Source organism: Paenibacillus sp. BIC5C1 (genome assembly GCF_032399705.1).
Taxonomy (GTDB): Bacteria; Bacillota; Bacilli; order Paenibacillales; family Paenibacillaceae; genus Paenibacillus; species Paenibacillus taichungensis_A.
Map to the genome: position 1 here is coordinate 4,333,852 of NZ_CP135922.1, position 25,792 is coordinate 4,359,643.

General features: G+C 44.9%; 18 protein-coding genes. All 18 read right to left on the reverse strand.

The window, feature by feature from the left end:
• Positions 1-72: 72 nt before the first annotated feature.
• A complete protein-coding gene (locus tag RS891_RS19245) occupies positions 73-276 on the reverse strand; it encodes a hypothetical protein (protein ID WP_315792902.1) in 204 nt (67 codons plus the stop codon).
• A gap of 69 nt (positions 277-345) precedes the next feature.
• Positions 346-774 carry a hypothetical protein gene (locus RS891_RS19250; protein WP_315792903.1) on the reverse strand — a complete coding sequence of 143 codons (429 nt, stop codon included), beginning with the start codon at positions 772-774 and terminating at the stop codon, positions 346-348.
• A gap of 61 nt (positions 775-835) precedes the next feature.
• Positions 836-1,270, reverse strand: a complete 435-nt coding sequence (locus tag RS891_RS19255; RefSeq protein ID WP_315792904.1) for a hypothetical protein — start codon at positions 1,268-1,270, stop codon at positions 836-838.
• Between the two features lie 79 nt (positions 1,271-1,349).
• Positions 1,350-3,935 carry a DNA polymerase gene (locus RS891_RS19260; RefSeq protein ID WP_315792905.1) on the reverse strand — a complete coding sequence of 862 codons (2,586 nt, stop codon included), beginning with the start codon at positions 3,933-3,935 and terminating at the stop codon, positions 1,350-1,352.
• 111 nt (positions 3,936-4,046) lie between these two features.
• Positions 4,047-4,703 carry a hypothetical protein gene (locus tag RS891_RS19265; RefSeq protein ID WP_315792906.1) on the reverse strand — a complete coding sequence of 219 codons (657 nt, stop codon included), beginning with the start codon at positions 4,701-4,703 and terminating at the stop codon, positions 4,047-4,049.
• Between the two features lie 488 nt (positions 4,704-5,191).
• Positions 5,192-5,722 carry a sigma-70 family RNA polymerase sigma factor gene (locus tag RS891_RS19270; RefSeq protein ID WP_315792907.1) on the reverse strand — a complete coding sequence of 177 codons (531 nt, stop codon included), beginning with the start codon at positions 5,720-5,722 and terminating at the stop codon, positions 5,192-5,194.
• A 104-nt stretch (positions 5,723-5,826) separates the two neighbouring features.
• Positions 5,827-6,915, reverse strand: coding sequence for a toprim domain-containing protein (locus RS891_RS19275; RefSeq protein WP_315792908.1), 1,089 nt, complete (start codon positions 6,913-6,915; stop codon positions 5,827-5,829).
• Positions 6,916-7,106: 191 nt separating this feature from the next.
• Positions 7,107-8,390, reverse strand: coding sequence for a DnaB-like helicase C-terminal domain-containing protein (locus tag RS891_RS19280; protein WP_315792909.1), 1,284 nt, complete (start codon positions 8,388-8,390; stop codon positions 7,107-7,109).
• A gap of 525 nt (positions 8,391-8,915) precedes the next feature.
• On the reverse strand, positions 8,916-9,692 hold the full coding sequence (locus RS891_RS19285) for an ATP-binding protein (RefSeq protein WP_315792910.1): 777 nt from the start codon (positions 9,690-9,692) through the stop codon (positions 8,916-8,918).
• Complete coding sequence (locus tag RS891_RS19290; protein ID WP_315792911.1) at positions 9,692-10,774, reverse strand: helix-turn-helix domain-containing protein; 1,083 nt, start codon at positions 10,772-10,774, stop codon at positions 9,692-9,694. The genes RS891_RS19285 and RS891_RS19290 overlap by 1 nt, the downstream gene beginning before the upstream one ends.
• 481 nt (positions 10,775-11,255) lie before the next feature.
• Complete coding sequence (locus RS891_RS19295) at positions 11,256-11,504, reverse strand: DUF3846 domain-containing protein (RefSeq protein WP_397386853.1); 249 nt, start codon at positions 11,502-11,504, stop codon at positions 11,256-11,258.
• A 77-nt stretch (positions 11,505-11,581) separates the two neighbouring features.
• On the reverse strand, positions 11,582-11,884 hold the full coding sequence (locus tag RS891_RS19300; protein WP_315792913.1) for a hypothetical protein: 303 nt from the start codon (positions 11,882-11,884) through the stop codon (positions 11,582-11,584).
• Positions 11,884-12,663: a peptidoglycan recognition protein family protein gene (locus RS891_RS19305; RefSeq protein ID WP_315792914.1), complete on the reverse strand. Its 780-nt coding sequence runs from the start codon at positions 12,661-12,663 to the stop codon at positions 11,884-11,886. The genes RS891_RS19300 and RS891_RS19305 overlap by 1 nt, the downstream gene beginning before the upstream one ends.
• Before the next feature lie 17 nt (positions 12,664-12,680).
• Positions 12,681-13,022, reverse strand: a complete 342-nt coding sequence (locus RS891_RS19310; protein ID WP_315792915.1) for a hypothetical protein — start codon at positions 13,020-13,022, stop codon at positions 12,681-12,683.
• Between the two features lies 1 nt (position 13,023).
• The gene (locus RS891_RS19315; protein WP_109998317.1) at positions 13,024-13,335 is read right to left on the reverse strand and encodes a hypothetical protein; all 312 of its coding nucleotides are present in this window, start codon (positions 13,333-13,335) and stop codon (positions 13,024-13,026) included.
• Between the two features lie 409 nt (positions 13,336-13,744).
• On the reverse strand, positions 13,745-20,434 hold the full coding sequence (locus tag RS891_RS19320) for a DNRLRE domain-containing protein (protein ID WP_315792916.1): 6,690 nt from the start codon (positions 20,432-20,434) through the stop codon (positions 13,745-13,747).
• 91 nt (positions 20,435-20,525) lie between these two features.
• Complete coding sequence (locus tag RS891_RS19325; protein WP_315792917.1) at positions 20,526-22,844, reverse strand: RCC1 domain-containing protein; 2,319 nt, start codon at positions 22,842-22,844, stop codon at positions 20,526-20,528.
• A gap of 25 nt (positions 22,845-22,869) precedes the next feature.
• The gene (locus tag RS891_RS19330; protein WP_315792918.1) at positions 22,870-25,788 is read right to left on the reverse strand and encodes a LamG domain-containing protein; all 2,919 of its coding nucleotides are present in this window, start codon (positions 25,786-25,788) and stop codon (positions 22,870-22,872) included.
• Positions 25,789-25,792 lie beyond the last annotated feature (4 nt).

Genomic DNA, 25,792 nt, shown 5'->3' on the forward strand with positions numbered 1-25,792 from the left:
TGCTCAATCATGGTGTTACCGCCCATGGTAAGCAGAATCTCTTGCAATGGCTCATCACTCATGTGTTTCCTACTAGTGTAAAATAGTTGGTTCGCCGTTCATCTGCTCAACTTGATTCATGATTTGCTTCATCTCTTGAGCGAAGGTGATAATCATTGCTGCGGCTATATCAGAATCGACCTCCTCTTGCCGACCGCCATTCTTAGCGATGTTCTTTGCCGTGTGAGCAACCTTTCCCACAATGATTTCTGTGTATTGTTCTGTTGTCATCTTCATAGCTTGTCGCCTCTTTCTCTATAGTGGTCGCTACATAGTCTCGGATAGTTGCAAAATCAAATCCGATTTTCATACGCTGAATGTCCCCGCTTTACGTCCAACCTGAAGCTTGTTAGATTGCAGGATGTAAAGGAGTTGAGCAGTTGTCACAGAACCACCGAACTTACTTTCAATCTCACGAGTCAGAACATCTTGAGCACGTTCTGGTCTCGGCAGGATTGCGGCAGGTTCTTCGACCAAAGTGTAGCTGTGAATACCGTCACCCAAGTTGTCAACACGAATCTTGTAGCCTTGCTTGTACAGTTCTTGGAGACGTGCCGCCCAACGCTGGCTGATTTCGTACAGTTCGTAGTTAGCCAATCCTTTAGAAGCTGCGTTACGCAGCGCGTTCAGCACCATCGCTCGTTGAGAAGTACGCTTCTGCGTATTAGGGTTGAACTTTGCTGTTGTCATGTGTCCCTGGCTCCGTTTCGATTGTTTGTTTTGCATTACACTCACAGTAGTCAAGCCATCGACGTAAAAAGGTGCGATAAAATAAAAAGACCCCCGAAAGGATCTTTTACTTCTTGGCTTGAACTCTTGAGGTTAAGTTAACCATCGCCAGCGTAGGTACAGAAGCCGAAACGGGCGGCTGGACTTGGTATGCTTTGTCTCCTATAAAGGCAGTAGCGCCATTACCGGACACCGCTATTGTTACGTTTGCCTCCTTATCTACTGCTTCAATGACAAGCACCGTTCTTGGGTTATCGTCGTGGATACCGCCCACCTTGGCGTAAACAGGGCATCCTGCCGCTGTTAATCTACTTGCGATATGCTGAACCAGTTCGGAGGTTACATGCGTATGGCTGGTCTTATACTCCCCTACGTTTAATGTGATGGGGTAATCCGTTCCGTTGACAGTAACGACGATGTTGTCATTAGCTCCAGTTTTAATCTCTGTGTCTTGTGCAAGAGAAACGTTTCCCCACACCCTAATCCCTGAAGCTGTTGCCATGTTATCACTCCTTTCAGACTTGCTATCTTCAATATAAGGCACTTACCTTAGTTAGTAACAAATAACAAAGAAGCCGTTATTATGCAGCCTCCTCTTCTTCCTCTTCGTCATCCTTCTCAGCAAACATACCGACTTCATACTCGATACCGAACTTGGAAAGTTTCTTCTTAACCTCTTCCTCGAAGATATCTCTCCAATCCAAAGCACCTTCGTTCATAAGACGGATTTGCTCTTGCGAGAAGTTGCCGCCCCAATAAGGAGATACCTCAATATCCGATTTGAATTGGACTCCTGCATCGTTAGGGATAACATTAGCCATTGTATCTGTAATCGCCTTTAGTACGGCTAGGTCAACGGTCTCAGGGGCGTCGAAAATCAACTCGTCGTGTACCTGAAGGACAAGGTGGATATCATCCTTCTCAAGTTGAGACACATAGCCGTTAATTACCCACTCACGACGGTTTAAGCACGTAGTTCCGTCTGGTCGTTTAGGGTAGAACAGTTCCACCATCGCCTTCTTGGATTGATCAGCGCTTGAGCCCTGGATTTTGGCATTACAACTCTGCCGCTTGCACTTTTCAATTTTCCAGTGCCAACCAGAACGCTTCCACAGATCCTCCTGTTTAGCTTCAGCAATGGTCTCACCGAATCTGCGTTTGCGTCCAAGAACAGTCTCAATGTAGCCCTTCTCCATAACCTCTTTGTGGGTTGTTCCTTCCCACCTAAGGTAGTTAGGCATGGAGGACTTAAAGCCGTCAATCAGTTCCTTTGCTTCCTCTTTACTGGATTCAATTTGGTCACTTAAGCCCAAGTCCGTAATACCGTAAATTACACCGAATACTACGGACTTGGTTTTCTTACGAAGTAACTCAAAAAATGTGGAAAGACGTTCAATGGTCGGACGGGTAATCTCCGTAGTAGAAGAGTTAGTGCCCTGTTCTTTACTGTTCATATAAGTTATTGCATAGATAAGTTCATGAGAACCTGCATATTTCGTAATCGCTTCATCTACGTTAACGCTGGTCTCTTTTTCTGAATCCCCCTTGTAACCCCGAATCGTCTCGAACATATCATAGTCGAAGCTGTGAATCTGGCATGTTACCCGACTGTGCATATCAAGCCCTAGCTTGAAGATATCAATGAGGGTTTGTTCCTGAGTAAAGATAGCCAACCAGCGCAATTCCTGTTGCGAGAAGTCTCCGCTGACCAGTAGTCTCCCACTAGGGGCACGGAAGGCATAGCGAATCAGGTCAAATTTAGATGGAATTTGCTGAAGGTTTGGTGCTGAACAGGAAACACGTCCAGTCCTTACCAGTTGGTTGTAGGAACAGTGGATGATTCCTTCTACCGTATCGTCAGGAAGCTTATTACAGAAGGCATCAATGAGTTTCGACAGCCCACGGTATTCCAGAATATAGTCGATAATTTTGTGAGTCTTATCACCAAGGGTCACGGTTACCTTCTTATTTCTTGTAAGTACCTTCTTACTTGTAGACAGCTTAGGTACTTTACGCTTTAGGTCTTTGTCGTAAACCATTTCTGCCTCAAGAATCTTATGCTCTACATATAGTTTGCTGGCTAATTGTGCGGGAGAGCCTAGGTTAAACTCTTCCACCACTTCGTACTCTTCCTTAAACTTAATCCCTTGTCGCTGTCGGGTTCGTGACTTAATAAGAGTAATCGTTCCACCTAAGACGGCGAAAATATCTGCCTTAAGTTCGTCCAATTTCTCTTGTAGAACTTTACCAATAATATCTTTCAGAAACTTGGAGTCAAGCTCTACTCCCCGTCGCTCTGCTGTAGCAAAAACAGCCAGCAATGGCATCTCAACTTCTCGGAAAAGACGGTAAACGCCGTCAAGTCCAAAAGATGGAGTTTCCACAATGCTTTTTTGATATCTGAACACCCAATGAGTCATGAATACGTCATGGCAAGCATAGTAGTTAGCAAGCCTGTGAGGTATACTATCAAATGGAATCTTGTCGAACATGCTACCGAACCTAAAAGTTGGGCGGCTAAGTTCATCATGGCTCAATTTACCTTGCTCGATTAGCCAAGGAAGAGCGTAAGAGTTGTACCATTCTTTCAGACCTTTTGGTTTATTTTCGTTTAATAAACTGCCCATAATCATCGTGTCCCAATGAATATTAAACGTAATGTCAATATCTGCCCAATTCTTGAGTGCGTGAATGTCAAACTTTGCGTTTGCCATGACAATCATATCATCTTCTTCTAACAAGGGTTTAAGGGCGGTTGATACTGCATCAAAAGACAAACATTCAACATTTATCGACATTTCATGTAAAAAAGGGCGCATGGGTATATTAAAATACTCTTCTGATTCAAAACCTATGGAAATTGAGATTAGAGTGTCCCTCCAGCTGTTTAGTCCATAAGTCTCAGTGTCGAGATAGATATAGGCATCGCCTTGATACATCGTTTTATATGCTTTGTAGTAGTTGACTAATCGCTGAAGTAACTCAGGAGTATTGATGAGCGTGTAATTGTCAGGCATGACGATCGATGCTTCTACGTCTAAGATTTTCTGTTCTTTCTTAGTGAGTTTCTTCGCCTTTTTAACTATTTCTGTATTCTTAGTGCGTGTGGTTCGGGCAGACTTCTTTTCGCTTTTAGTTAAAATGTTGATGACTTCGTTATCTGACATACTGGCCCTCCCTATCGATATGAAAATAACGTTGTAATGAATATTATTGACTGTCGTGTTTAAATAGGGTATTTAATAAAAAGGCCATCTCAGCCCCTCACTCATTACAGATTAGAATGGAAGTTTGCGTTGTGTTGCAGGTACTCCTTGTTGCTCATTGGCTGGCTGAACACCTTGTGGTGCATGATTATAAACGTTAGATTGAGTCTGGGCACCTGCTATTAACGCTTGCATGAAATCTGCAATCTCGTCTGGGCTATGTGGTGTAACTTGCGGTGTAATATCAGGCATCTGGTCGATTAATTCTTGCGTCGGGAAGTCCAGAACAGGTTTTCCAGCTTCAGGGTTTGTCACATAGCGGCGGGCACTGTAGGCAGTGTCGGAAGCACCTCTACCAGTGCGGTAAAGGGTTACGAAGTTCTTAGTAGGGTCGCACTCGTCGAGATTAAATTCTTGGTTCAACTTTTGAACATGAGACTTAGCCAAAGAGACGAATTTGACTCTCTTCTCTACAGGGTCATACACACGGAACTTAATCCGCAATGCAGGATATTTAAAAGGGTTTGCTTTGCAAAGTGGGCAAATGTCTTTGCCGGGGCAACGAATGTATTTAGGTGTCAGACCGGATTCATAGTGCTCACGGATACCGAACAGGTCTTCAAACCAGTCGATGAAGAGCATAGTCATTGGCTTTCCTTCTTCAAAAGTAATGAATTCTGCACCGCCAGAGAGAATTGCTCCAAGACCATGAATGACTGTGTTAGACATAATGTGTTTCCTCCAATGTAATTTGTACTTGAGGTTCGCTGACCTCTTACTATTAGTCGTCGTTCCATCTTTTCAAAAAGGAGCGAATGACTTTTCAAGAATTGGATACGATATATTTCAAATAGATTTAATCTATCTTCTTTTAATATTTCTTCCTTAAATGTCAGTAGTGTATTTGTACCTTTGGAAATCTGCGTTATTCGCTTCAACTACTAAAAGATTGGCTAAATAATATGATCTGTAAAATAGATTAGTAACATAACCTATTTTAATTGCACTGTTTTGCAACATAGTGTATTGACACTACTCTAAGTGCAGTTGTAAAATGTTTCTATGAGAAATTTGAAACATATATAGGAACAGTTAAAGGTTTTTTAGGCAAGGTATGTTATACTTTAAAAGAGAGAAATATTGAAGCTAAGAAACTCCTAAGACACTCTTACTAATATCTATCTATGTATATTTTCTAAGGTAGGTAAATTAGGCTGTTACCCCTGGCATAACTTTTTCAACGTTTTCATCGCACGGGAAGCATGGGACTTGTTCAAGCCAAGTAAGTTAGAAATCTCTGTTGGCTTCATATCTATCCCTTCCTCTGTGAAGAGCATGAAATCAATGATTCGACGTTGTTGCGGTGTAAACATACAGAGGTTGTTCAAGTAATCCGTTTTTACGTCAGACAGTCCATAGCCTATCTCTTCAGTTGCGTACGAGAAGTAATCGATAGTTGAACCATGTTCTTCATCTGCCCCATCGCAAAAATTAACAGAGGTGCTGTTTTTGCTAATCATACGGTTGTTTTTGCGGTAGTAGTCAAATACTGCACGTTGAACGACAGTGTGAGAGAATGTGAAGATATCTTTCTTAACTTGTCCTTTGTCGATGGCTGTAAGAATACGAAGCACGGCTTCTGACTGAACTTCTTCACGGTCTTCGCTTCTCACGCCTTTCAGTATAAATTTGAAGATAGGTGTTAAGGACTTGATATCGAAGTTCGATATCGTTGTTTGAGTTGTCATGGTTAATATTCCTCCAATGGTTTCATGTGTAATGTGTTGCCAGTAATATCAGAGGTCGTTGCTTCGTCTGAGTAAGATGCGACTAAATTTGAATAGAATTTTGCTTACTGGAACATTGACCCGATTAGGTTCACGTTGTAGGTGTCGAGACGGTCTAGTAAACAAGCATTAAGCAGTTCATTGCTGTCTTTGAGCGCAGGAAAGCTAGGGTAGCGTACACGGTTCACAACGAACCCTGCCCTATCCAGTAAGATTGCGGCGTCTTGCATTCCCTTCTCACCCGCTTTATCGTTGTCTAGCATCAAATCAATTTCCTCGATGCCAGCCAACTGCAACTCCCGAATTTGATTCCTGAAAAGAATACGTCCGTTAATCGAGATTGCGGGTATATCCACCTGATAGTTGGACATACAGTCAATAGGTGATTCGACCATCCTGACTCGCCTAATTCGGTGTTTCGTGGTTCTAAGTGTGTTAATGAAATGGAGACCAAAAATAATATCTTTCTTTATCGCGCTGCCCTCATTAATGAACTTAGTACCGTGATAGCTGTTGCCTATCTTTCTCTTCTGCACAAAACGGAGTTCTCCGGATCTCGTCCTCTGAGGGAATACAACTGTCGCAGTTTCAGTGTCAACACAGATTTCGTAGGTTTCGAGGGTTCTGTCGTTAAATCCCCTAGAACGCATGTAATTTATGCCAGTCTGATAGAGTAGTTCATTACTAGCCCTCGAATCTTTCATGCTAGTAAGAACGCTCTCTTCGAGGTGGGGAATAACGTACTTGTTCCTACGATTATCTATGAAATCAACCATATCGAACGTTCTTCGTTTTTCTTCCTCGATGATATAGGTAGAAAGCAAAACTTTAATGCCCTCTCCTTCATTCAGGTCAAGAGCGTTCTCTATTAATATGTCTATTGTTCCTAAGTAGCCACAATAAAAGCAGTTACAGTGATAGGGCGGTTCTTTAGAGATGCCAAAAGATGCCCTTGTTTCGGAATGTAATGGACAGCAACTCATGACCCATTCCCCCGTATCATTCAGTCCTGTGAATGCTTTAGGGTTACTTAGAACCTTCGAGAGATGCTGATAAGAGAACCTGAGTTCATCTGTCAACTCTTCAGGATCAATGTACAAGGATTCAAGAATCTCAATATTGGGATCCTCTTGTTTGAGAGAGAGATTAATCACTTCCCTTTCCCCCTATCTGGGCGAAACCGGGAGAGCGGATTTCTATCTCGTCCTCATGAACATCGACGTGAACGTTGAAAAAGTTAGGGAAGTATTGGCAGTGAGCCGTTAACTCCTTACTCTCCCTATACGCTTCTAAGCTGATAGAGTTAAGGTACAGTTGTACCCACATGGGCTAGTCCCTCCCTCTCTTAGAAGTATTGTTCGTTAATGGAATCATCCAGGAGAGAGACGATACCAGAGTCGAAGTCGTAGCGCACAAGGAACGATTGTCCGCTTGCATTTTCACGATTTTTTATGACCAAGATTCTAAAGGTGTTGTCACTCACTTTTACGATAGAGATGCCCTTTGAAGCATCCTGTACGATGGCGAAGGTTTCCCCAATATCTCCGGCATCAACGTTCTCCGTAATGTCCTTCTTTACTTTTTTAAGGGCATCGCGGTTCGCTTGAGCGACAACTATTGCGGGCTTACCAGTATCGAGAATTAAGTCTCGAACTCCTGCCGAAACATCATACAGGCGCTGTCTAAGGTCGCCGCTCCCCCGTGAGGGAAGTCGTAACTTTGATAATTGGTCGAGTGTCCAACGATTGTGACCTTCTCGTTCGAGTATCCGGTGGATTTCGTCGAGCGTGTAAGGTTTGCCTCCATTACTCTTAAGGTCGTAAATTACCATGTCTTTCTTCTTCTGCTTAAGGCGGTCAATAAACTCCGCATAAGCATCTCTCTTTTCGTTAGAGAGCGTACCGCGTGTTAGAGCAAGCCGTGACACTTTGGCAAGTGTATTGTCCCAGTTATGGGCAATTTCTGACGCTCTTTGCTCCAAGGCGAAGTAGGCTGGATAGTCATCGTCTAATGTACTGTTCCATGCCGCTGACATCATAAAGGATGATATGAGGGTCTTCCCCATGTTTGTTGGCGCAAACACGAGAAAGTAATCGACCGCCCCATCTGTGTATTCAAGTCCGTTGGTCGCTAAATCTAGCGGCTTGAATCCAGTAGTCATTCCTATGATTTCATCTTTTGCCCTACCGTGGATTTTCTCATAAGCATCGAGACGTTGTTGTGCATTTTCGATGTAGGAGTAGCCCTGACCCCTTAAGCCGATAGACTTCAGAAATCTTCCTGCTTCCATCTGAAGTTGCTGAATAGCCGCTGTCGTTTCCTTTTTGGCGAAAGTCTCCGAAGCAGATACCAGTATCGGTTTGAACTCCCTATAAAGAAAGTCCTCCCTCACCGCTCGCACAACGTGGTCGATGTTCTCCAATTCCACCAACTCAAACGTATCAAACTTGTTCATTACCGTTTCTATTGTTGGCAAGTATCCGTTTTTCTTTTTGAAGCCTTTGACGTACTCGAAGGTTTCTTTGTGTACCTGAAAGTAGTCCTCAGTAATACCTGCATCCTCGACAACGCCCCACTCTTTAACGTTTAGGATGTGGTTGAGTAGCTGAAGTTCTTCGATTGCCGCCATTGTGTTCCCTCCCAATTTCCGATTACACTCTTAGTAGTCGAGTCATCTACGGAAAAAGGTGCGGCGTGATTCCAGCTAAGGCTCTATGTGACTTCATTTCCCTCATCGATTATGTACAAGTCAGACTTGTCCTCCTGACCAATAACACCACCCTTTATGGGGATCTCCCCCCCCCCCCCCTAATTTCAGGATAAAACATAATATTTCTTCCGCCGGCAAATTTAATCCTATATTATGGAAATAGAAAAGGACTCACCGAATACAATTAGAAAAGTAATTGTATTCGGTGAATCCTTACGGGTTTTCATGTAGCGATAGTGCTTGAGGTAGGGCATGCGATCAACGCAACTAAGTTGTCTGATCAATGCTCCTTTTGGCTGTTTTCGCTTGCCTCTCTAAGTTTGTATCGAGCTGTTATGAGCTGTATCACAACATATATAGAGTCTCTTTCAACGATGTTGTTCACAAATAGCTCGACAATAGGTATATCTTCACTAAACACGCCAACAAACGCTCCACTTAAATTTAGTATTTGTAGGTATTATCTTCTCTTCTGTCTCTGCCACCCAATGGAATGACCATCGTATTGTAAAGCATTCGAGATACAACCATGTCTCCAAGCATGTCATCTTGACGTAATATCGAATCAGGGAAATTGCTAGTAAAGATTGTACTTTTCTGTTCTTCTTTACGGAAGTCAATAACATCATAGATCAGGTCTCGAATGATTGGGGTGATTCGACCGCTCCCGATATCATCTAGTATTAGTAGCGGAACGTCATTCATCTGGTTGAGTTCTCGGTGAGCTTCATAGGTAAACTTCTCGTCATTACGAGTGTAAATATCCCGCTGACGGTTAGCCCACGCTCCAAATTTTACATACATTCCCACAGGGGTTTCATAATCAAACCATTGTGGGTCACGACAAACTTTGTAAATAAATTCATTAAGAACGGCATTCGCTGTCCATGATTTACCTGTACCTTTGCCCCTGTTAATCAAGGCAAGGTTCGTACCTGAAGTGACAAAGCCTACCGAATTAGATAACAAGTCCTTCAGAATTGTTGCAAAGTCAGCGTTGTCCGCATCCTCAACGTAGTTGTGCAGGTTGGCAGTACGGTACTCCTTGGGGATTTTAGCCAAGCCGATAGCCTTTTCCAGTTTGTCGTAGCCCACACAGTAGTTAAGCGTATGCTCGGGCGGCAACTTCACTTCACCGCTACGAAGTTTGCACCAGTCCTTTACCACACAGGTTTCACATGTGCTAAACAGTTCTGTCTTTGTTTCAGTCAAAATACTCATTAGTTACCTCCTTTAATCCTCTTCAGGAAGTCTTCAGCAGACATGCCGCTCTTTGTCTGTACGGTAGTCTCAACCATTTCCTTCTTCTCTTGCGCCGCGATATAGAACGGTTTCTTGCCTTTCTCGACGAACAAATCAATCTCTGCCGCCCGTCCTGAGGTACAGAACCACTCAAGGGATTGATTGTCGTATCCAATTTCGAAAAAGGCATTAATTCTTAGCTTAATTAGCGCCTTGTTGCCGTCAACCTTCTTGAGCAAGCGCCCAATCATTCCACGGTGTTTACTTCGGGCGGTTTCGTGTGTTCTGCCTGTAGCGTCAATAAACTTCTCGTAGAAGTATTGAACGAAGTTGTCGTTCTTCCATCGGTCAATGTCATCAGGCAGGGAGAACCTGCTTTTCCCTTCCCCTAAGTTGCCCGCTTTTTCAACAGTGCCACCTAGAACGTTTCTCATTACTTCCTTTGTCGCAGGTTGGTCGGAGATATCAGGCTTCGCCTTTCTAGCGTACGGTGGGTTGAACATATCGTCACCTTCCTTCTTCACCCTGCTTAAAAGGGTCTCACGTATATGTGATTCAGTCTCAGCATCGACAGGAATCTCCCGAAAGATGATTCCCTCTTTGTTAAGCTTCTCAAGCATCTTAATGAAGCATTCGTATACATCTTCGTATAGGCATACCTCAACTTCTTTGTACACGGAATTTACAGTCCACCAGAACATTTCGGATACATGTAGATGGTCAATCTTGTCTATGTCCATCAGATAGTAGGAGTTCGTCTTCCGATTACCGTTACGTTCCTTCAGGATGAACCCCTTCTCGCAGAGTTCGTCAATGTACTTGATTGCCGTTTTCTTGGTGCAGTTGCAAGCCATAGCAATTCGTGATACGGCAGGAAATGCTTCTCTTCCGTTCTCAAAAACGTACTTGGATATCACGCCGTAGGCTATCTTAGACGTGTCCGATAATTCCAAACAAGAAACCACCATGTTCGGCAGTTGCACATGCCCTCTGTTTTCAGAGTCACGGTAAACGAATTGCTTTTCGCTAGATACTATCACCTGTCCTTTGTATTGCCCCATTGTTAAATCATCTCCCTGCTATAAGTGGTCGGCGCAAGTATTGACAAAGTTGCGGGAGATGTTACGTCCAGCCCCTTCCCTGAAGGACTTCGGCGGGCGACTCTTAGGCGTAAACTTGCTGATAATACTTGTGGTATTCAGTAACAAGATTGGACATATTGACTTGCCTCACCTGGCTTCCTTTAGAGAAGGGGATGTCACGTTGTTCACGTGTATGACTCCGTTGATAGCACAGTGGATAAGGCATATAGCTGTATGTCGCATATGTCTCAACCCCTCTGTTATCATATTCGATCTAATACTATGGAAAAAGATGTTCGCTTGAAGGCGGGACTTTATTAACCGATTACGTGGACTCCTATTGCTCGAAGTTCTTTAATGAATTTGGAGTACGTTGTGTTAGTGAAGGTAAAGAGTTCGGTCGCCTTCTTGATTTCCTCATTGGTCAGATCTCAAAGGTTGCCTTCGCTGTCGCCCATGCTTACAAAGATCTGTCCAGCCAGGACTTCGACCTTTTGCCGTCTTCGTCGTACAGTGAGCGGTTGAGCATTAGCCCGTCCAGCTTTCCATTTTCATTGCAGAAGATATCGAAGTCGTGATAACGAACCAACTCGATGTACCCGCCGGCAATCGCTTGCAGTTCACTTAGTTCGTTCTTGATCGTCTTCACGTATGAGTGAACCTTATCCGGTGCGACCACCACCATCCTGATTAAATGTTGCTTTGCCATGTACCCATTTCTTTCGCAAGCTCTTTAACACTGGGTATACCGTTCTCCTCCAGACGATGCAAAGAGAGCTGCCAATCCTATTCTCTTTTAATTCCTAGTTTCTTCAGCCAATCACTCAGATAGTTAGCCCCACGGGACGCTAGTAAGCCAGCGGCTACTGTAGATGAGTATGCGGCAATTCCGGTAAGTCCGAATGGATTAAGTCCGAATGCAAATGCCAGTCCTACGCCTACTATAATAGAAACTGCATACGTGCCTGTATCCTTAATAGGCATTACTTTCTTGATGACTTCCGTGATTGCTTCTGTTAAGCCTGCCACAAGAATCCACAGACCGATTGCACCTACTGCTGTAGCCAATACTCCAGTTAAAGATACCATTATTTCTTCACCGCCCTAGCAATTAGGATTGTGTTCAGGAACGCCAGTTCAGAAGCAGTCAGCGTACCATTCTTGGCTTTGGTAATCCAAGCTTCGTCCGTAAAGAACCCTTTATCCTTAAAGTCTGTCAGGTTCTTTACAAGCATGTCTAATGCCCACTTATCAAGCTTCATAGGTTCATCGTCCTCCGATACTTCAGTTTTAGTTGGTGATTCAGGCGTACTGCAATCCTTCAGTTCAGCCGCCACATCGTTTAGGAATTGAGCCTTACTGATTCCCATAATTTTCAAAGCATTCTTGTACGGGTCGGACTTGCGGTTCGGATCAAGCTCATTGTGGCCTGAAATCCGCTTCATGGGATTCAATCCGTACTTGTTACATAGATACGCCATATACCACACGTACCGTTTGTAAGCTTCTTGATTATTAATGCTCCCCTTCTTATTGGAGTAACACAGTTCTACGCCGATTGCGTGGTCATTGGAGTCAAAGCCGTAAAGGTCATTGTCTGTAGTGACGTTATACAACACGTGCCAAGCCTTCTCAGTGAGTGGCACACACTCAATGATGACCTCATCATCAATAAAGGTATGCGCAGAAGCACTCTCGACGTTGGCAGAGTTCGTATAGTAGTTCACGTTACCCACCGCTGTACTGCCGTCATTGCCCGTGTCATGAGCCACGATAAATACAATTCCTCGGTTCTTTAGGCCGGAACGTCTCTTCGTATTGACTGGTATGTATTTCTGTACAATGGAATACTTCATCTTGAAAGCCATCTAGTTCACCCTTTCTATTAAATCTTTGGGGTGCTATCCCCTACCTTTTCCTCCGAGATACTATAGACACTTTCTACTTGAGAATTACCAGGAACGGTCATGGTAGTTTCTGTATTGGTAGTTTTGAACTCCCTCACTGTCTGTACTGCGAATACCCCGCCCACGATGGTCATAACGACAGGGCTAAGGCTTCCTATCATCTCAATCGAGACAGAGCTGACCGCTACCCCGAAGAAAGGTGCAAAGAATATAATCAGCAGGAACAGTGCAAACAGACCGCCAAACAGTACCATTAGAAAATCCTTAGCGGAGAAGCCGTCATTGTCGTTCCAGAATGCGTTCTTCACAAACTTCACCATCTTAGCGCACGTCTCCCCTCCGTCTTGAGAGTTGAGCCACTAATTGCTCTACCTTGATATTCAGCAGCCTGTTCTCACTAATCAGTTCCATGTTTTCCTGACGAAGCGTGATGACTTCGTTGCTTAGTCTCTCAATCTTTTCTTCCGAAGCTGTGAGACGTTCAATCAGTCTTTCACGGAAGGCCTGCTCGTCCTTGGAGAGCAATTCTCTATCCGTTACCTTGTTATTGTTTTTGCCGCTGGCGTAGCCGATTACACCGGATACAGCAGTACCAACGAGGCCAGCGATTGCTGTAATTACACCTACGTCCATATCGATCACCTGACCTTTTCATTCTCTTGTGTGCACGTTGATAAGTCACATAATAATCCGGTGTATATTGTGTGACTATAGACAACGGGATGTGATGTAATAATGAATGTGTTGGGACGTTCCTACTCTACCTGCAAAAAGATAAGAACTCGTCCGAATTGACCATAGAAACCTCTACTCCCACATCTTCCTTCACAACTTTCGCCACCCACATGCATAACACTAGTTGTGACATGGCTCTTGTTCGGAATTATCTCGTTCACACAGAAATAGCCGCAACCAAGATTTATGCCAAGGTATCTCAGAAAAATGAGTAGGAAAAATAAGAAAGTTTCATCCTCTTGCAACTACAATATAGGTAATTTTGGGCAAAAAATAACCCCTACCAAGTAAGGTAGGGGCTTCATAATTACATAATGAAGCAATATCCGTAGTCAGCAACTACATCAATTGTGGATTCAAGGTCGTTCCGGTACAGTACATAAAGTTTCGATGGGACTGTAAGGAATTGCCATGTCTCAATGAAGGAAGGGAGGTCTAATTTATCGCTCCGTCTTGCTACGATTCTACCATTGAGGTCTTTGACAGCACTTCGTCTTATGATTATTGTAGCCTTCAGGTCAGCATTTTCAGATTTCCTTACCGTGATGCTGCAGTTTAGTAGGTCGCTCTTCTCCAAGATTTCAAACCGCATAGGGATTTCAGAGAAAGCACTTCTGCGGACAGTGATTTTGGAGTTCAGGACTTTCCATTGGATGGTGTTAATGCTACCTCCAATGTCACTGTTGTCTCTTCTTCTTACTGTAATCTTGCAGGTCTTTTCGGTCATGCTCGAACGCTTTACGGCTAGTTTCGAGTTCAGGTTAGTACTGAAGAGAACGTAAATGCTGGAATCGAGGTCAGCATCAGCAACAGGAATAATGAATACCTTGCCTGTCATTTTATTTAATGCTGGTACACCTAAAGTAGTCGGCAAATCTTCGTTCTTTCTGTAGATGATGCTTACTTTCGCAGGAAGGTCGCTCTCTCCTTTAGCGCGTACTTTCAAGCTAGAAGGAATGTTGTACTTAGCGTTCAGTACAACTTGGATGTTTCCTCCAATATCGGATGCAGGTGAGATTTCAATTCTTCCGTCAAGGTCGGTCTGTCCAACAGGGATGAAGTCAACGTGACCTGTCATCGTGTTGTCGAATCGTACACCGATTGTCGAAGGGATCGTATATCTCATTACAGGGACGATGACGGACACTAGGTCACTGACTCCGTGTCTAAAGACCGTCAGGCTACCGGCCACAACGTGGTCTGCCCAATTCCTTACTCCGATAGTTCCGACGAACTGTGACCATTCTTGAACTTGCAGAGTAGTTGGAATCTCAGAGATGAAACGATTCTTTACTCCGATTGTACCTTTCAGGTCTTTGTTTCCGTAAGCAGGTACGGCGATTACCGAAGCCAAGTTACCCGATATTACTTGAATGCTGGAAGGAATTATGCTTGCCCCTACTACATCTAGGGTCACAACGATATCATCCATATACTTAACGAATACCTTAGAACCTAAGTTTTTACTATCCTTGAACATTACATTAATGGTTGACCGTAGGTCTTTGTTAAGCACTACGTTAACTACGCCCGCAAGTTCAGGTCTGCTTACAATCAAGCCGCCGCCAAGGGATTGCTCTGCATCGACTTTGACCTTAACAGTAGAAGTAACGTCTGAGCGGTCAGTGACTTCAATGCTTGATTGAAGTACGTCCCTACTTACCGTAATGCCCGCCGCTAGTTCACCTTGACCGAATGCGTTGACCGTAATAGAAGCGCCAATGTCGGCAGGAAGAGTAACTTCAAGGCTAGAAGGTAAATCAGGTCTGCTTACTTCGAGAGTCACAGGGAAGAACTCGAACCAAGTCGGATTGACCGTTAGTTTCGATGACAGGACTTCCGCATTAGATACGTAAAGCGTAGTGCCCAAGCTGTAACCTACTACGACGAGCGCAGAAGGGATTTCAGCTTGTCCTATACCCATTACCATTACTTCAGAGTAAAGGTCTCTGTTGACCCCTACGTTGACCGTAACGCTTCCGTCTATGCCCTCTTCCACGTTGTGACGAACTGTGATGCTGGAAGGAAGGTCGCCATTCTCAGAAGGTTTGGCTGTTATCGAGCCGCCCAGGTTCGGTCTGGAAACCGTTACCTGAGTGGTTAAGTCTTCAGCATTCTCCCCACGAACCGTAAATCGCAATTCAATATCGTTGTGCGGGAGGACGGTCAGGGATGCAGGTCTCTCTTTCACATTGACTACCAGCCAAGAGAAGAAGTCTTGCTCCGTCCAAACTCTTACGCCGACCGTCGAAGGGAGGTCTACTCTGTTTTTAATGTAAAAGCTGATTGGGAGGTCAGGCTTGCTCACTACCATTCTGCCGTCAATCTTACTAAGAGACTTGTTAGATACTCCCAAGCTGGATGGAATATCAAGCTGGCCACGGTACATGACAGTGATACTCGAAAGCATATCAGGTCTGCTCACGTTTGCTACGCCTGAGAACTCATTGTTACGAGTTACCTCAATGGATGCAGGAATGCCTACCTCCAACCAAGCTGGTTTTCTAACTCTAATCCTAGACGACAAGTTCTTACGGGAAGGCACTCGAACGCTAGAGTCGACGTTAGAACGTCCAAAACTCCATACAGCAGGGTCAAAGTATGTGACCACTAACTGAGGGGCTAGGCTTGCTTCTTTGGAGAAGAAATACTCGTAGTTAGGTTCAGATTCATCAACCGCTACCAAGTAGAAGTCAACGAAGTTGTTTCCTATAATATATTGTTGTTCGATGAAGTCTGTCACATTGAATGTTACGTATCCATCTAAAGTGTTTACCATGTAGGAGTTGGAGATTTCATTCCCGATATTCGGACGGTTGTTCCATGTTACGCCTGTTTCCGACCAGTTTCCGTCTACTGCGAACAGCTTCAGGTTCTTAGTTGGTACTTGACCGTAAACCATACGGAGTTCAACCTTGTCGATATCATAGCTTTCTTTAAGGCTAGAGATATCAAATCCTAACAGGGAGCGAAGCACCTTGTCCCTGTAACTACCTACTGCGAAAGTTGTCTCTTCCCCATAGTTAAGAGTCGGAACGTCTTCCCTCACATAAGCGTCTCTGACAGTATTCAGAACTACTTCTTCACGGATTGGCAAAGTGATATCCACAATACCTGTCATTTTGTTCGTAGGTGTGACTCCCATGATACTAAGGAGGTCTTTAGCCCCGCCCTTCGCTACGTCGATTTCGGATTCGAGGTCGCTGTGAACACGAATCTTAGCAAGGATTTTAGCAGGGAGTTCGCTTTGTGCAGGGTACATGACTTTGATTTTACTGTTCAGGTCTGTGCGACTTGGGACAATAACGCTACCCTCTAGGTTATCGTGCCACAAAATGAACATGCTAGAATCAATACCGGACTGTGCTTCTCTACGGACGGAGATTCTACCGTTCAGGTTTCTTACAATCCAAACATTGACTTTACCTGTCAGTTCTTCGTTTTGGGTTCTCTTTACCGTAATCTTAGATTCTATGGACTTTTCAAAGAACTGACGTACTGTAATACTTCCGTCAATCGTGTCGTATTGAACAACTTCGATGGCAGAGTCAATGTCACTTGCCATACGCACCCTAACGGTAAACTCACCGTCAATATCGACGTTCCCGTAGGCAGGGACTTCAATCCTGCTAAACAGGTATCCAGAGTTTACTTGGATGCTGGATTGCAACATGCTTGCCCCTACAATGTCCATCTCAGCCAAGATGTCTTTTCTGAACCGTACGATGATTTTGGATTTAAGGTCCTTATCAACGGTACGTCTGACTGTGATACTTCCTGTGATATCACTGTGGATAATCGGGAAGATTATACCTTTCAAGTCAGGTCTGGATACTGCCGCCTGTCCTGTTAGTTCACTTCTGTCAGCCCGTCTTGCTGTAACCATACCATCCAAATCACTGCGGAATCTGACGTAAACTGAAGAGTTAAGGTCAGGTCTGGATACCGTCAGGCTAGAATCCTTTGTGCTGTCGTTCGTGTGCCTTACAGAGATGCTACCCTTGTAGTCGATGTAAGGGTTGACCTCAATCGTACCGAGTAACTGGTACTGGTTGGCAACGATGCTTGAAACAATGTCAGTGTCTTCGCCGCCCCTTGCAATCATCACAGAGTCTAGGTCACTACGATTCAGGACTTCAATCGTACCAAGTTTATTACGCTCACTTACAATGAACTGCCCTGTCAGGTCTTCGTCCACTGTACGCATTACCTTGATTGTACCAACTTTGTCGATGTACGGTCTTACGTAGACGGTGGCAGAACGCTCTTTAACAGTTACAATTGCCCACCCGTAGAGGTTGTCCTCACCCCATACTCGAACACCTAACTTCGACGGAGTGTCTTTTCTGTTGGCTACGTAAAGAGTCTGTTTCAAGTTTGGTCTGGACACCGTAATACTACAGTTCTCAAGGTCGTTCAGGTCTGCTTCCCGTACTGCCACTTCGGAAGTCAGATCGCTCCAAGTCCCTACTCTTATGATACCTTTACCTTGCAGGTTTGGTCTGGAAAGCATCAAACGGGAAGGAAGGTTCTCGAACCGATTGCCTGAAGGTGTGACCGTTATTTTTGAGGACATGTCGTTCTTATCGGATTTCTTGAATACGTTAATCTTGGATAGCCTATCTTTTGTACGTGGGTACATTACCAAGATGCTTGTATCAATTCCAGAACGTCCCGTGCTTCGGATTACTTCATCAAAGTACGTGTATTCGATGGACGGTGCTAAAGATACACCTGCGTCCATTGAGAAGAACTGAGACGATTCGTCAGCTTCATTTATCGCCCGAACGTAGAAGTCTACGATATTTTTACCTTCAACCTTAGCTTTCAGGATGTATTCGGTGATATCGAAGGTGATGAAGCCTTTCTCAACGTCTGCTGTAAAGTCTCCTTGGCTTACTACATCCCCCGCATTGGGTTGGTTGTTCCAAGTTACTCCTAACTCTGCCCACTCACCTGTTACGGCTCTTAGTTCAAGTGGATATGTTGGAGTACGCCCGATGGAATGCTTAAGCTTCATTGAGACTTTTTCAATCTTGTAATCGTTGGACATGCCCAAAATATTCGTAATATCAAAACCTACAAGACTTCGGAATATCTCTGTACGTGCGACACTGTACCCTGCAACCAACGTCTGTTCCCCGCCATAGTTCAGCTTAGGGTACGCTTCACGAATGAATGCGTCTCGCTTGGCAGTTAGTGTGTCTGTAACTCTCGTAGGCTGTTGGATGTCTACGATTGCGGTCATCTTATTGGAAGGAGTTACACCCAAGGTCATCGGCAGGTCAGAGACTTGATTTACGTTCACCTCAGAGGTTACGTCACTATCCCACGTGCCCCAAATGTCAGTATGACCCGTCATCGAGTTCCGTAAGCGTACACCAATTCTGCCATTAATAGTGGACTCACTGATACCCATTGCGAAAATACTGCCGCCGATTTCCTCTGTTCCCTGACCGAAAATATCGACCGTGCCTTCCATTGTGTTCGACTCTCGAATGGCAATCTTAGATTTAAGGTAGCTGTTACCGATTCTCTTGATGCTCATTTTCGAGTCCAGATCAGCTTCCCTTACGCCCCATATAAACGACGTACCGTCCATGGTGTTGTTCTCGGTTACGGAAATCTTAGAAGGTAGATAGGAATGACTAGGCACGGCTAGTATACTCTCTAGGTCACCATCCCTTACGCCCCATATAAACGATGTACCGTCCATGGTGTTATTCTCAGTTACGGAAATCTTAGAAGGTAGATAGGAATGACTAGGCACGGCTAATGTACTCTCTAGGCTAGAGCTTACGACAGGCTGTATAACCCCTGCCATGTCACTGCTACCACTTTCACTGACTGTAAAGAAGGCACTAAATTCATTCCGGTAAGGTACGTTAAGCGAAGACATAACGTCAGATACCTGCTTGACATTTATAGAACTTGCTAAATTACTTACGGGAATTATGCCCTCCCATGTGTCTCCACTTAAACCACTACTATTCATTACATCAATAGTGATGGAATGGATAAGGGAAGTGTAATTACTCTCAGGCACAGTGTATGAAAAGTTGTAAGGCGTTGCTTGCAGTTTGCTCCAATCCATTACTACCACGCCGTTGACAGAAATCCTGTATTTGGAGTTGCTGTTAGCGGGGTCTGTTACTGAGCCGCTTACGTTACCTTCGTTGTCCACTGTTGATGACACAACAGGCGGGAGTTTCAGGAATGTAAGGACTGCCTCACCACTACCTAAGTTACTACCTGTTGCTGATGTACTGCCAAAAAGCGTAAGGTCAATGTAGTTGCGACCACCTGCACCGCCACCACCTCCACCGCCCGATGCGGCGTACCAGTCTCCGGGAGTAGCAGAAGCACCGCCACCGCCACCTGCACCGCCACCGCCATCATAATCAGTCGCACCGTTGTTTCCAACCGAACCTGTACCGCCCTTGCCGTTGTAGTAGGATTCAGAACCACCTACACCGCCAGAACCGCCACCATGTGGAAATACGCCACTTGCTCCACCTGCACCTGCTGAACCTCTATATGATATGCTACCGCCGATTCCGTTTGTCCCACCAGAGCCAGCGTTACCTCCCGTGCCGCCAGTACCACCTGCGGCAGTTCCTCCACTGTGCCCTGCCGCCCCTCCGTTACCTCCACGTCCACCGCCACCACCTGCGGCAATTATGACGGAACTACCTCTCTTGACATAAGTCCCACCTGCGCCGTTTGTGCCGCTACTCCCGGGACTAGCAGTACCGCCACTAGCTTTACCTGAGCCGCCACTACCGCCGCTACCACCATTAGATTGACTGCCTACTGTAATAGCTAAGACTTCACCTTTGGTGAGGTTTATTTCCCCTTTTACGTAACCGCCGCTCCCGCCATTCGTACTACCTGCTCCGCTTAACTCTATTAAGTAACGTCCGCTATTAGGTACTGTCCAAGATGACGTAGAGGACGTAAAATTAAATTTATCACCGACGACTGCCAATTTTTTCACATCCGTTCCCATTGTATTGAGAAGTTACCTGCCCATTGTATTGAGACACAGAAAAACCCTTACCACCATTATATGATAGTAAGGGCTTTTTCTAGCTTTTTCCTGGGTCAGCTTTGACTAGGATATTGAACATCCCGCCCCACATTGCTTGCCGATTAGTAGCTATACGAACATAGAAACTAATCTTTGCATTATGCTCTAACTGCTCTACATAGACAAGCTGAGGACGTGGCTCAAAGGGAGCGTCTAGCTTACTTACTTCAGCCTTAGCGTTGACTCCATCAAGTTCCCTTTGGTCAACCCAAAGCCTGACATTCTCTACGGGATACCCAAGAGTGTTCTTGACATACACCCTCTCTGCCGCCGTCGTCTGCCCTGCTACCATTGTGCCGAAGTCTAGGTACTTTAGCACATCCCCGAAGTCATCTGAATAGAACGACTCTGCCGCATCGCAGAACAACAGTCCTGAATACACACCCGTGAAGATAATATCTATCGACTTCGAGCCGCCCAATTCATCCAACGTTTCAATGCGGACAGTGTTGTTCTTGCCCTTATTTACTTTCGTTTTCGGGATGACGTACTGGATTGCCAATGGTACAGGATTGTAGCCCGTGTATCCATTCTCAGGGTAAAGCTGTGATCCGTTCAGAAGGATTCGATACTGCACTTTATCTGAGTCCGGATCTGTGACCTGAGCGTTGATAAAGTTACCAAGAACTGTACCTGTGATTGTAGGTGCGGTGTTTGTCTTGATGATTATCTGCGTCCACGTGGTTAGGGAGCCTAAGTCGTCCTGCACCTCAATCTTGAGGGTGTTCGCCCCCACGTTGAAGTCTGCGTTGTTGATGACTAGCCCAATGTCAACAGGTGGAGGGGTTAGTTCTGTGAATCCTGCAATCGGATACTTCTGTACATTGTTCAGTAACACACGGTACTGTACTCTATCCCCTTCAGGATCGGATACTGTACCGCCAATCATGACATTATCTTTATGAATCTGAGCCGCAGATAATTCAGGAGAAGCTACAGGGGCAACATTAGTCTTCGTTGTAGACCAAGCGATGGAGTCCGTAAGCCCTTGTGAGTCCTGTACCTCTAACATCACACTGTTACTTCCGAGATTAAAGTACGTATGTGATAAATCCTTAGTAAGAATGAAGTCCGTCAACTGCGAAGAAGTCCATCCAGATGAAGGAAATCTCTGCGTACCATTAACCAAAACCCGATACGACACTAGGTCATTGTCCACATGTCCGATGGTAGTAACAAGTTGGCAGTCTTCCTTATGAAATGACGGTGTGATACTTGAGTCTGAGAAAGTGAATGAAACCTCACCGCCGCCCATAAGCCTACGAACGTCACTAGCCACATTCTGCCAAGCCACTACACCTGTGCTACTGTTGTTGTTCGTAGCAGTTCCCAACATACCGTAATAGTTGTACCCTACGCCCCTTACTTTACCTTCGTTGTCCAGTACAAGAGTATAGTAGTAACCCATAGCTACTTGCCTAACATTGGTTGTGGCAAGCCTTGGAGTGTAGTTTATACTTCCAGATACATACCCCATCCCTAACTGTGCATAGTCATCGTTTCCGAATGTGTAGAGCTTTGAATCGTTTGTTATCACACCTGAGAAGTAGCCGCCGCATACGACAGAGCGGCAGTTATCCATAATCTTGTGTGGTACTCCATAGAAGTTGTTTGTACCATTTCCTAGACTTCTGCCTGTCTGCCCGTAGTAGTTATACCCCGTACCCCACACAGAACCGTCAGTTTTCAGGAATAGCGAGTGGTATATGCCGCCATCTGCCTGTCGAACGTCATCCATTACAAATGTGAACGAAAGCTTACTGCTTGAGTTATTAATCCCCAAACCACCGTACCCATTGTACCCTGTTGCGTATAGCTTGTTTTGTTGGTCTATGATGAACGAGTGGGTATACCCTGTCCCTATCTTCCGAATACCAGTTGCGACCTTCTGAGGGGTGTATGTGTCTGAAGTCCCACCATTGCCTAACTCCCCGTGAGAATTGTACCCGAACGTGTATACATCACCGTTGTTCTTTAGGGCAACGGTGTGCAGATAGCCGCAAGCGACTTCTTTAACATCTGACATGACCCTTACAGGCGTATAGTTAGAATTATTGTTCCTCCAACCTCTGGCATCCCCTAACTGCCCGTAGTACCCGTATCCGAACGTGTACAAGTCACCGTTCATTAGAAGTACTGCTGTATGGTAGTACCCTTCAGCGACCATCTTCACGTTGGACAGTGAAATTAATCTCGTCTGCGTAGGGTAGACGGAAGAACTAGTGAATCCTAGCTGACCGTGGCTGTTATACCCGAAGGTATAAACATCACCGTTGTTCTTGATATACGATGAATGGAAAGCCGACTGTGTACTCATTATTTAACCTCCCAATGACCGCCTATTAAGCGGGGTCTCCTACGACTCTGACATCAAAGAAGCCGCCGCCAATGGCTTTTCTTGAAGTGCTTATTCTTACGTAAAACGTAGCTTGTTCACCGTGCTCAAGAGAACCTAATTCCAGCATGTGCGTTGGTGTGAACGGTTTGTCTGTCAGGCTCAACTGCACTTTTTCGTCTACGGGGTCTAAGTCCTTCTGTGCCGTGGTCAGTATAATATTCTTGACCTTGTACCCTACCGTATTTTTTAGGAATACCTTGAAAGTACCTGAGGCGTTACCCGCCACGACAGTACCGACTTCAAGATAACGAAGAACCTCTCCGATATCGGTAGAGTAGAATTGGTTATTCTCAGAGACGAACATCAAACCCGCATATTCAATCAGAGGATTAGTCACCCAACTAGACGTGACCCCCATGTCGTCTTCCATGACAATTTTCACCTCATGCACGTTACCAAAAATAATTGATTCTTTTGGCAGTCTATACTGCACATTAATTGGTGTTGGGAGGTATTGAGTCATCGTCCCAAGTGTAGGAGGGTATACTTGATTCCCGTTCACTAGAATCTTGTACCTTACAGCATCTCCGTCACCGTCAGTAATATTGGCATATAACATCTGCCCCCTGACCGCTGCTTCTTCAGCTTTGGCTTCTGCATTGAACTTCTTGATCGTAAAGGATTTTGTTACAGTAGAGCCGAACTCGTCCACGACATTGACCGTTACTAAGTTGTCACCAATGGAGAGTCTGCTGTTCCTGATGGTGTGAACGTATGTGTAAGGAGTCTTGAGGTTTTCAGTGAGACCTGACTCTGGATATTCAGCCGCCCCGTTTATCAAAATCTGAAACTTTGTCATATCCCTCTCTGCGTCAAACACAGCAACCTCTATGGTCACATTTTCCTTATGGCAGGTCAGAGTCGAAGCTGTCAGGTTCAGACTAGTATCCGTGTTTACCTTGGCGATGTTTAATACAAATACAGAAATGCTCCCGCTAGAATCAAGTGCTTCCACGGTCACGGTGTTGATTCCAATTTCTAAATCTTTGTTCATTAGTAGATGATTTACTGCGATTGGAGAAGGCAGTGTAGTTACGGATACCTTCTCCACCCCGTTCACGAAGACTTTATAAGACATTGGCTTATTGTCGATATGGGATATACTACCTGTAAGGGCGTAGTCCTGCCTAGCCACTGTAGCAGGAGTTACCTTCATGTTGTTGAGAGTTGGCTTCCTGTTTCCAATTTCCAGTTGGGTCAGAGCGTACTGGTAGCCGTTAGCCGTTACAAAGGTTTCCCCGTCATAGTTATAACTTGAAGCGTTGAAGTAGCTGTTAACGTTATTTGCAATCGGGTAGGCATTAGCTAAATGCCCATCTTTAACTCCAAACGCTCCTACGTGTGTCCCTGTTGAAGTAGGAAGAAACACATAGTCATCTGTCACCGCAAAGCTACAAAGGTTGTTTGGGTAATACCAAGGAATATCTGTAACGAACTCAGGTACAACATTGTTTGTATCGAGTTTAATCCTATACAGCTTGGCGATACTCCCCGCAGATTGGTAGTTAGCTAATACGTATGCGTACCCGTCATTTTTCTGCTTATTGAAGGCAAACTTTACGCCCGCCCAACTATTTAACGTATCGCCACTAGCTACCTTATTAGCGATGGTATACGACTTAACAAGGGAAACACTCCAAGACATGCCGCTCTTATTGATTAGGTACTTGTGCATCGTGAACGGGTCTTCATTATGGACGGCGTAGAGGTGTCCATTAAAGGGATTGTAATCAAAGCAGTCAGGGTGAGATGTGGTTTGTTGCCATCCCGTTACTTGGTAAGACCTTACACTCTGAACAGAGCCGCCAATATTGGTAGCCCTAGTCATGTGCCAGACATCATTACCGCCGTGCCCCGTATCCCCAATCACGTCCAGCGTATTGTCAATCTGAACCAATTGCATATTGTACGTATACCAAGCAGGAATACTCCCCACTCTTTTAATAGAGCTGTCAACCCCCCTGCTTAGAACGTCTCCGTAGAACTCCACTTGCTGAATCGTTTGGTCTTTACTGGCCCCTTTCCTGACAAGGGTTACACTCTTTCCGTACCAATTACCATTTAACGTAGTGTAAGTCCCTGTAATAGTTATGTTGTCCGCTACCTTGAGGTTATCTATATATATGGAGGTATTATACATAGGGAAGTTTACGTGAGACCTGAACTTCAGTTGAGTAAACCTAATTGGCGTGTCCCACTGGAACATGAACCCTGCGTACAGGTCTCCGTTATCGTCAAACGGGTAAGAGGTACTTCCAGTCATTAAGGCGGTAGGATTCCACCCACTGTATCCACTGGCAAATGCGTAGTCGTACTGAGGGGCAACATTCTCAATAGAATCTGTGTACCATTGCCCGATAAGTCCATTACCTGCGGGCAGTCCTTCTGGCGTGGTCATTGCTAACGAGACTTCTGCCGCAGATAACTTTCTGTTCCAAATACGAAAATTGCGTATATAGCCATTAAACAAGTAACCACCACTAGCCCCAAAGCCACCAATCCAAGCAACATTAGTGACTGAACGGTTAGCGTTGGATGCGTTTCGGTTGGATATGACTTGCTTCACTCCGTCGATGTATAGTTCCACGTTCGTTGGGTTGGGTACTCCATTGTAGAATACTCCCGCCACGTGTACCCATCTGTTGGCCAGGGAAGCGCTGGGGATTCCCAATACATCGCTGTTGTTTGTGTTAAATCCAAAACCGCCACTAGAAAAATAGAGGTCATAGTTACTCCAACCAAACGGCATAACGCCTTCTACTCCACGCCAGTACATCCAAAATTCAACTGTGTTTTGCGCACCTGCCGCCAGGTTAACCCCTGTCGCATCAATCTGGACACGCTGACCTTTTAGATTAGCCACTATA

Coding starts and splice junctions, on each gene's coding strand:
- RS891_RS19315 (WP_109998317.1), bottom strand. CDS start 13,335: ATGGACGTAGGTGTAATTACAGCAATCGCTGGCCTCGTTGGTACTGCT.
- RS891_RS19295 (WP_397386853.1), bottom strand. CDS start 11,504: ATGGCAAAGCAACATTTAATCAGGATGGTGGTGGTCGCACCGGATAAG.
- RS891_RS19265 (WP_315792906.1), bottom strand. CDS start 4,703: ATGTCTAACACAGTCATTCATGGTCTTGGAGCAATTCTCTCTGGCGGT.
- RS891_RS19270 (WP_315792907.1), bottom strand. CDS start 5,722: ATGACAACTCAAACAACGATATCGAACTTCGATATCAAGTCCTTAACA.
- RS891_RS19245 (WP_315792902.1), bottom strand. CDS start 276: ATGAAGATGACAACAGAACAATACACAGAAATCATTGTGGGAAAGGTT.
- RS891_RS19260 (WP_315792905.1), bottom strand. CDS start 3,935: ATGTCAGATAACGAAGTCATCAACATTTTAACTAAAAGCGAAAAGAAG.
- RS891_RS19255 (WP_315792904.1), bottom strand. CDS start 1,270: ATGGCAACAGCTTCAGGGATTAGGGTGTGGGGAAACGTTTCTCTTGCA.
- RS891_RS19310 (WP_315792915.1), bottom strand. CDS start 13,022: ATGGTGAAGTTTGTGAAGAACGCATTCTGGAACGACAATGACGGCTTC.
- RS891_RS19290 (WP_315792911.1), bottom strand. CDS start 10,774: ATGGGGCAATACAAAGGACAGGTGATAGTATCTAGCGAAAAGCAATTC.
- RS891_RS19285 (WP_315792910.1), bottom strand. CDS start 9,692: ATGAGTATTTTGACTGAAACAAAGACAGAACTGTTTAGCACATGTGAA.
- RS891_RS19300 (WP_315792913.1), bottom strand. CDS start 11,884: ATGGTATCTTTAACTGGAGTATTGGCTACAGCAGTAGGTGCAATCGGT.
- RS891_RS19280 (WP_315792909.1), bottom strand. CDS start 8,390: ATGGCGGCAATCGAAGAACTTCAGCTACTCAACCACATCCTAAACGTT.
- RS891_RS19325 (WP_315792917.1), bottom strand. CDS start 22,844: ATGAGTACACAGTCGGCTTTCCATTCATCGTATATCAAGAACAACGGT.
- RS891_RS19305 (WP_315792914.1), bottom strand. CDS start 12,663: ATGGCTTTCAAGATGAAGTATTCCATTGTACAGAAATACATACCAGTC.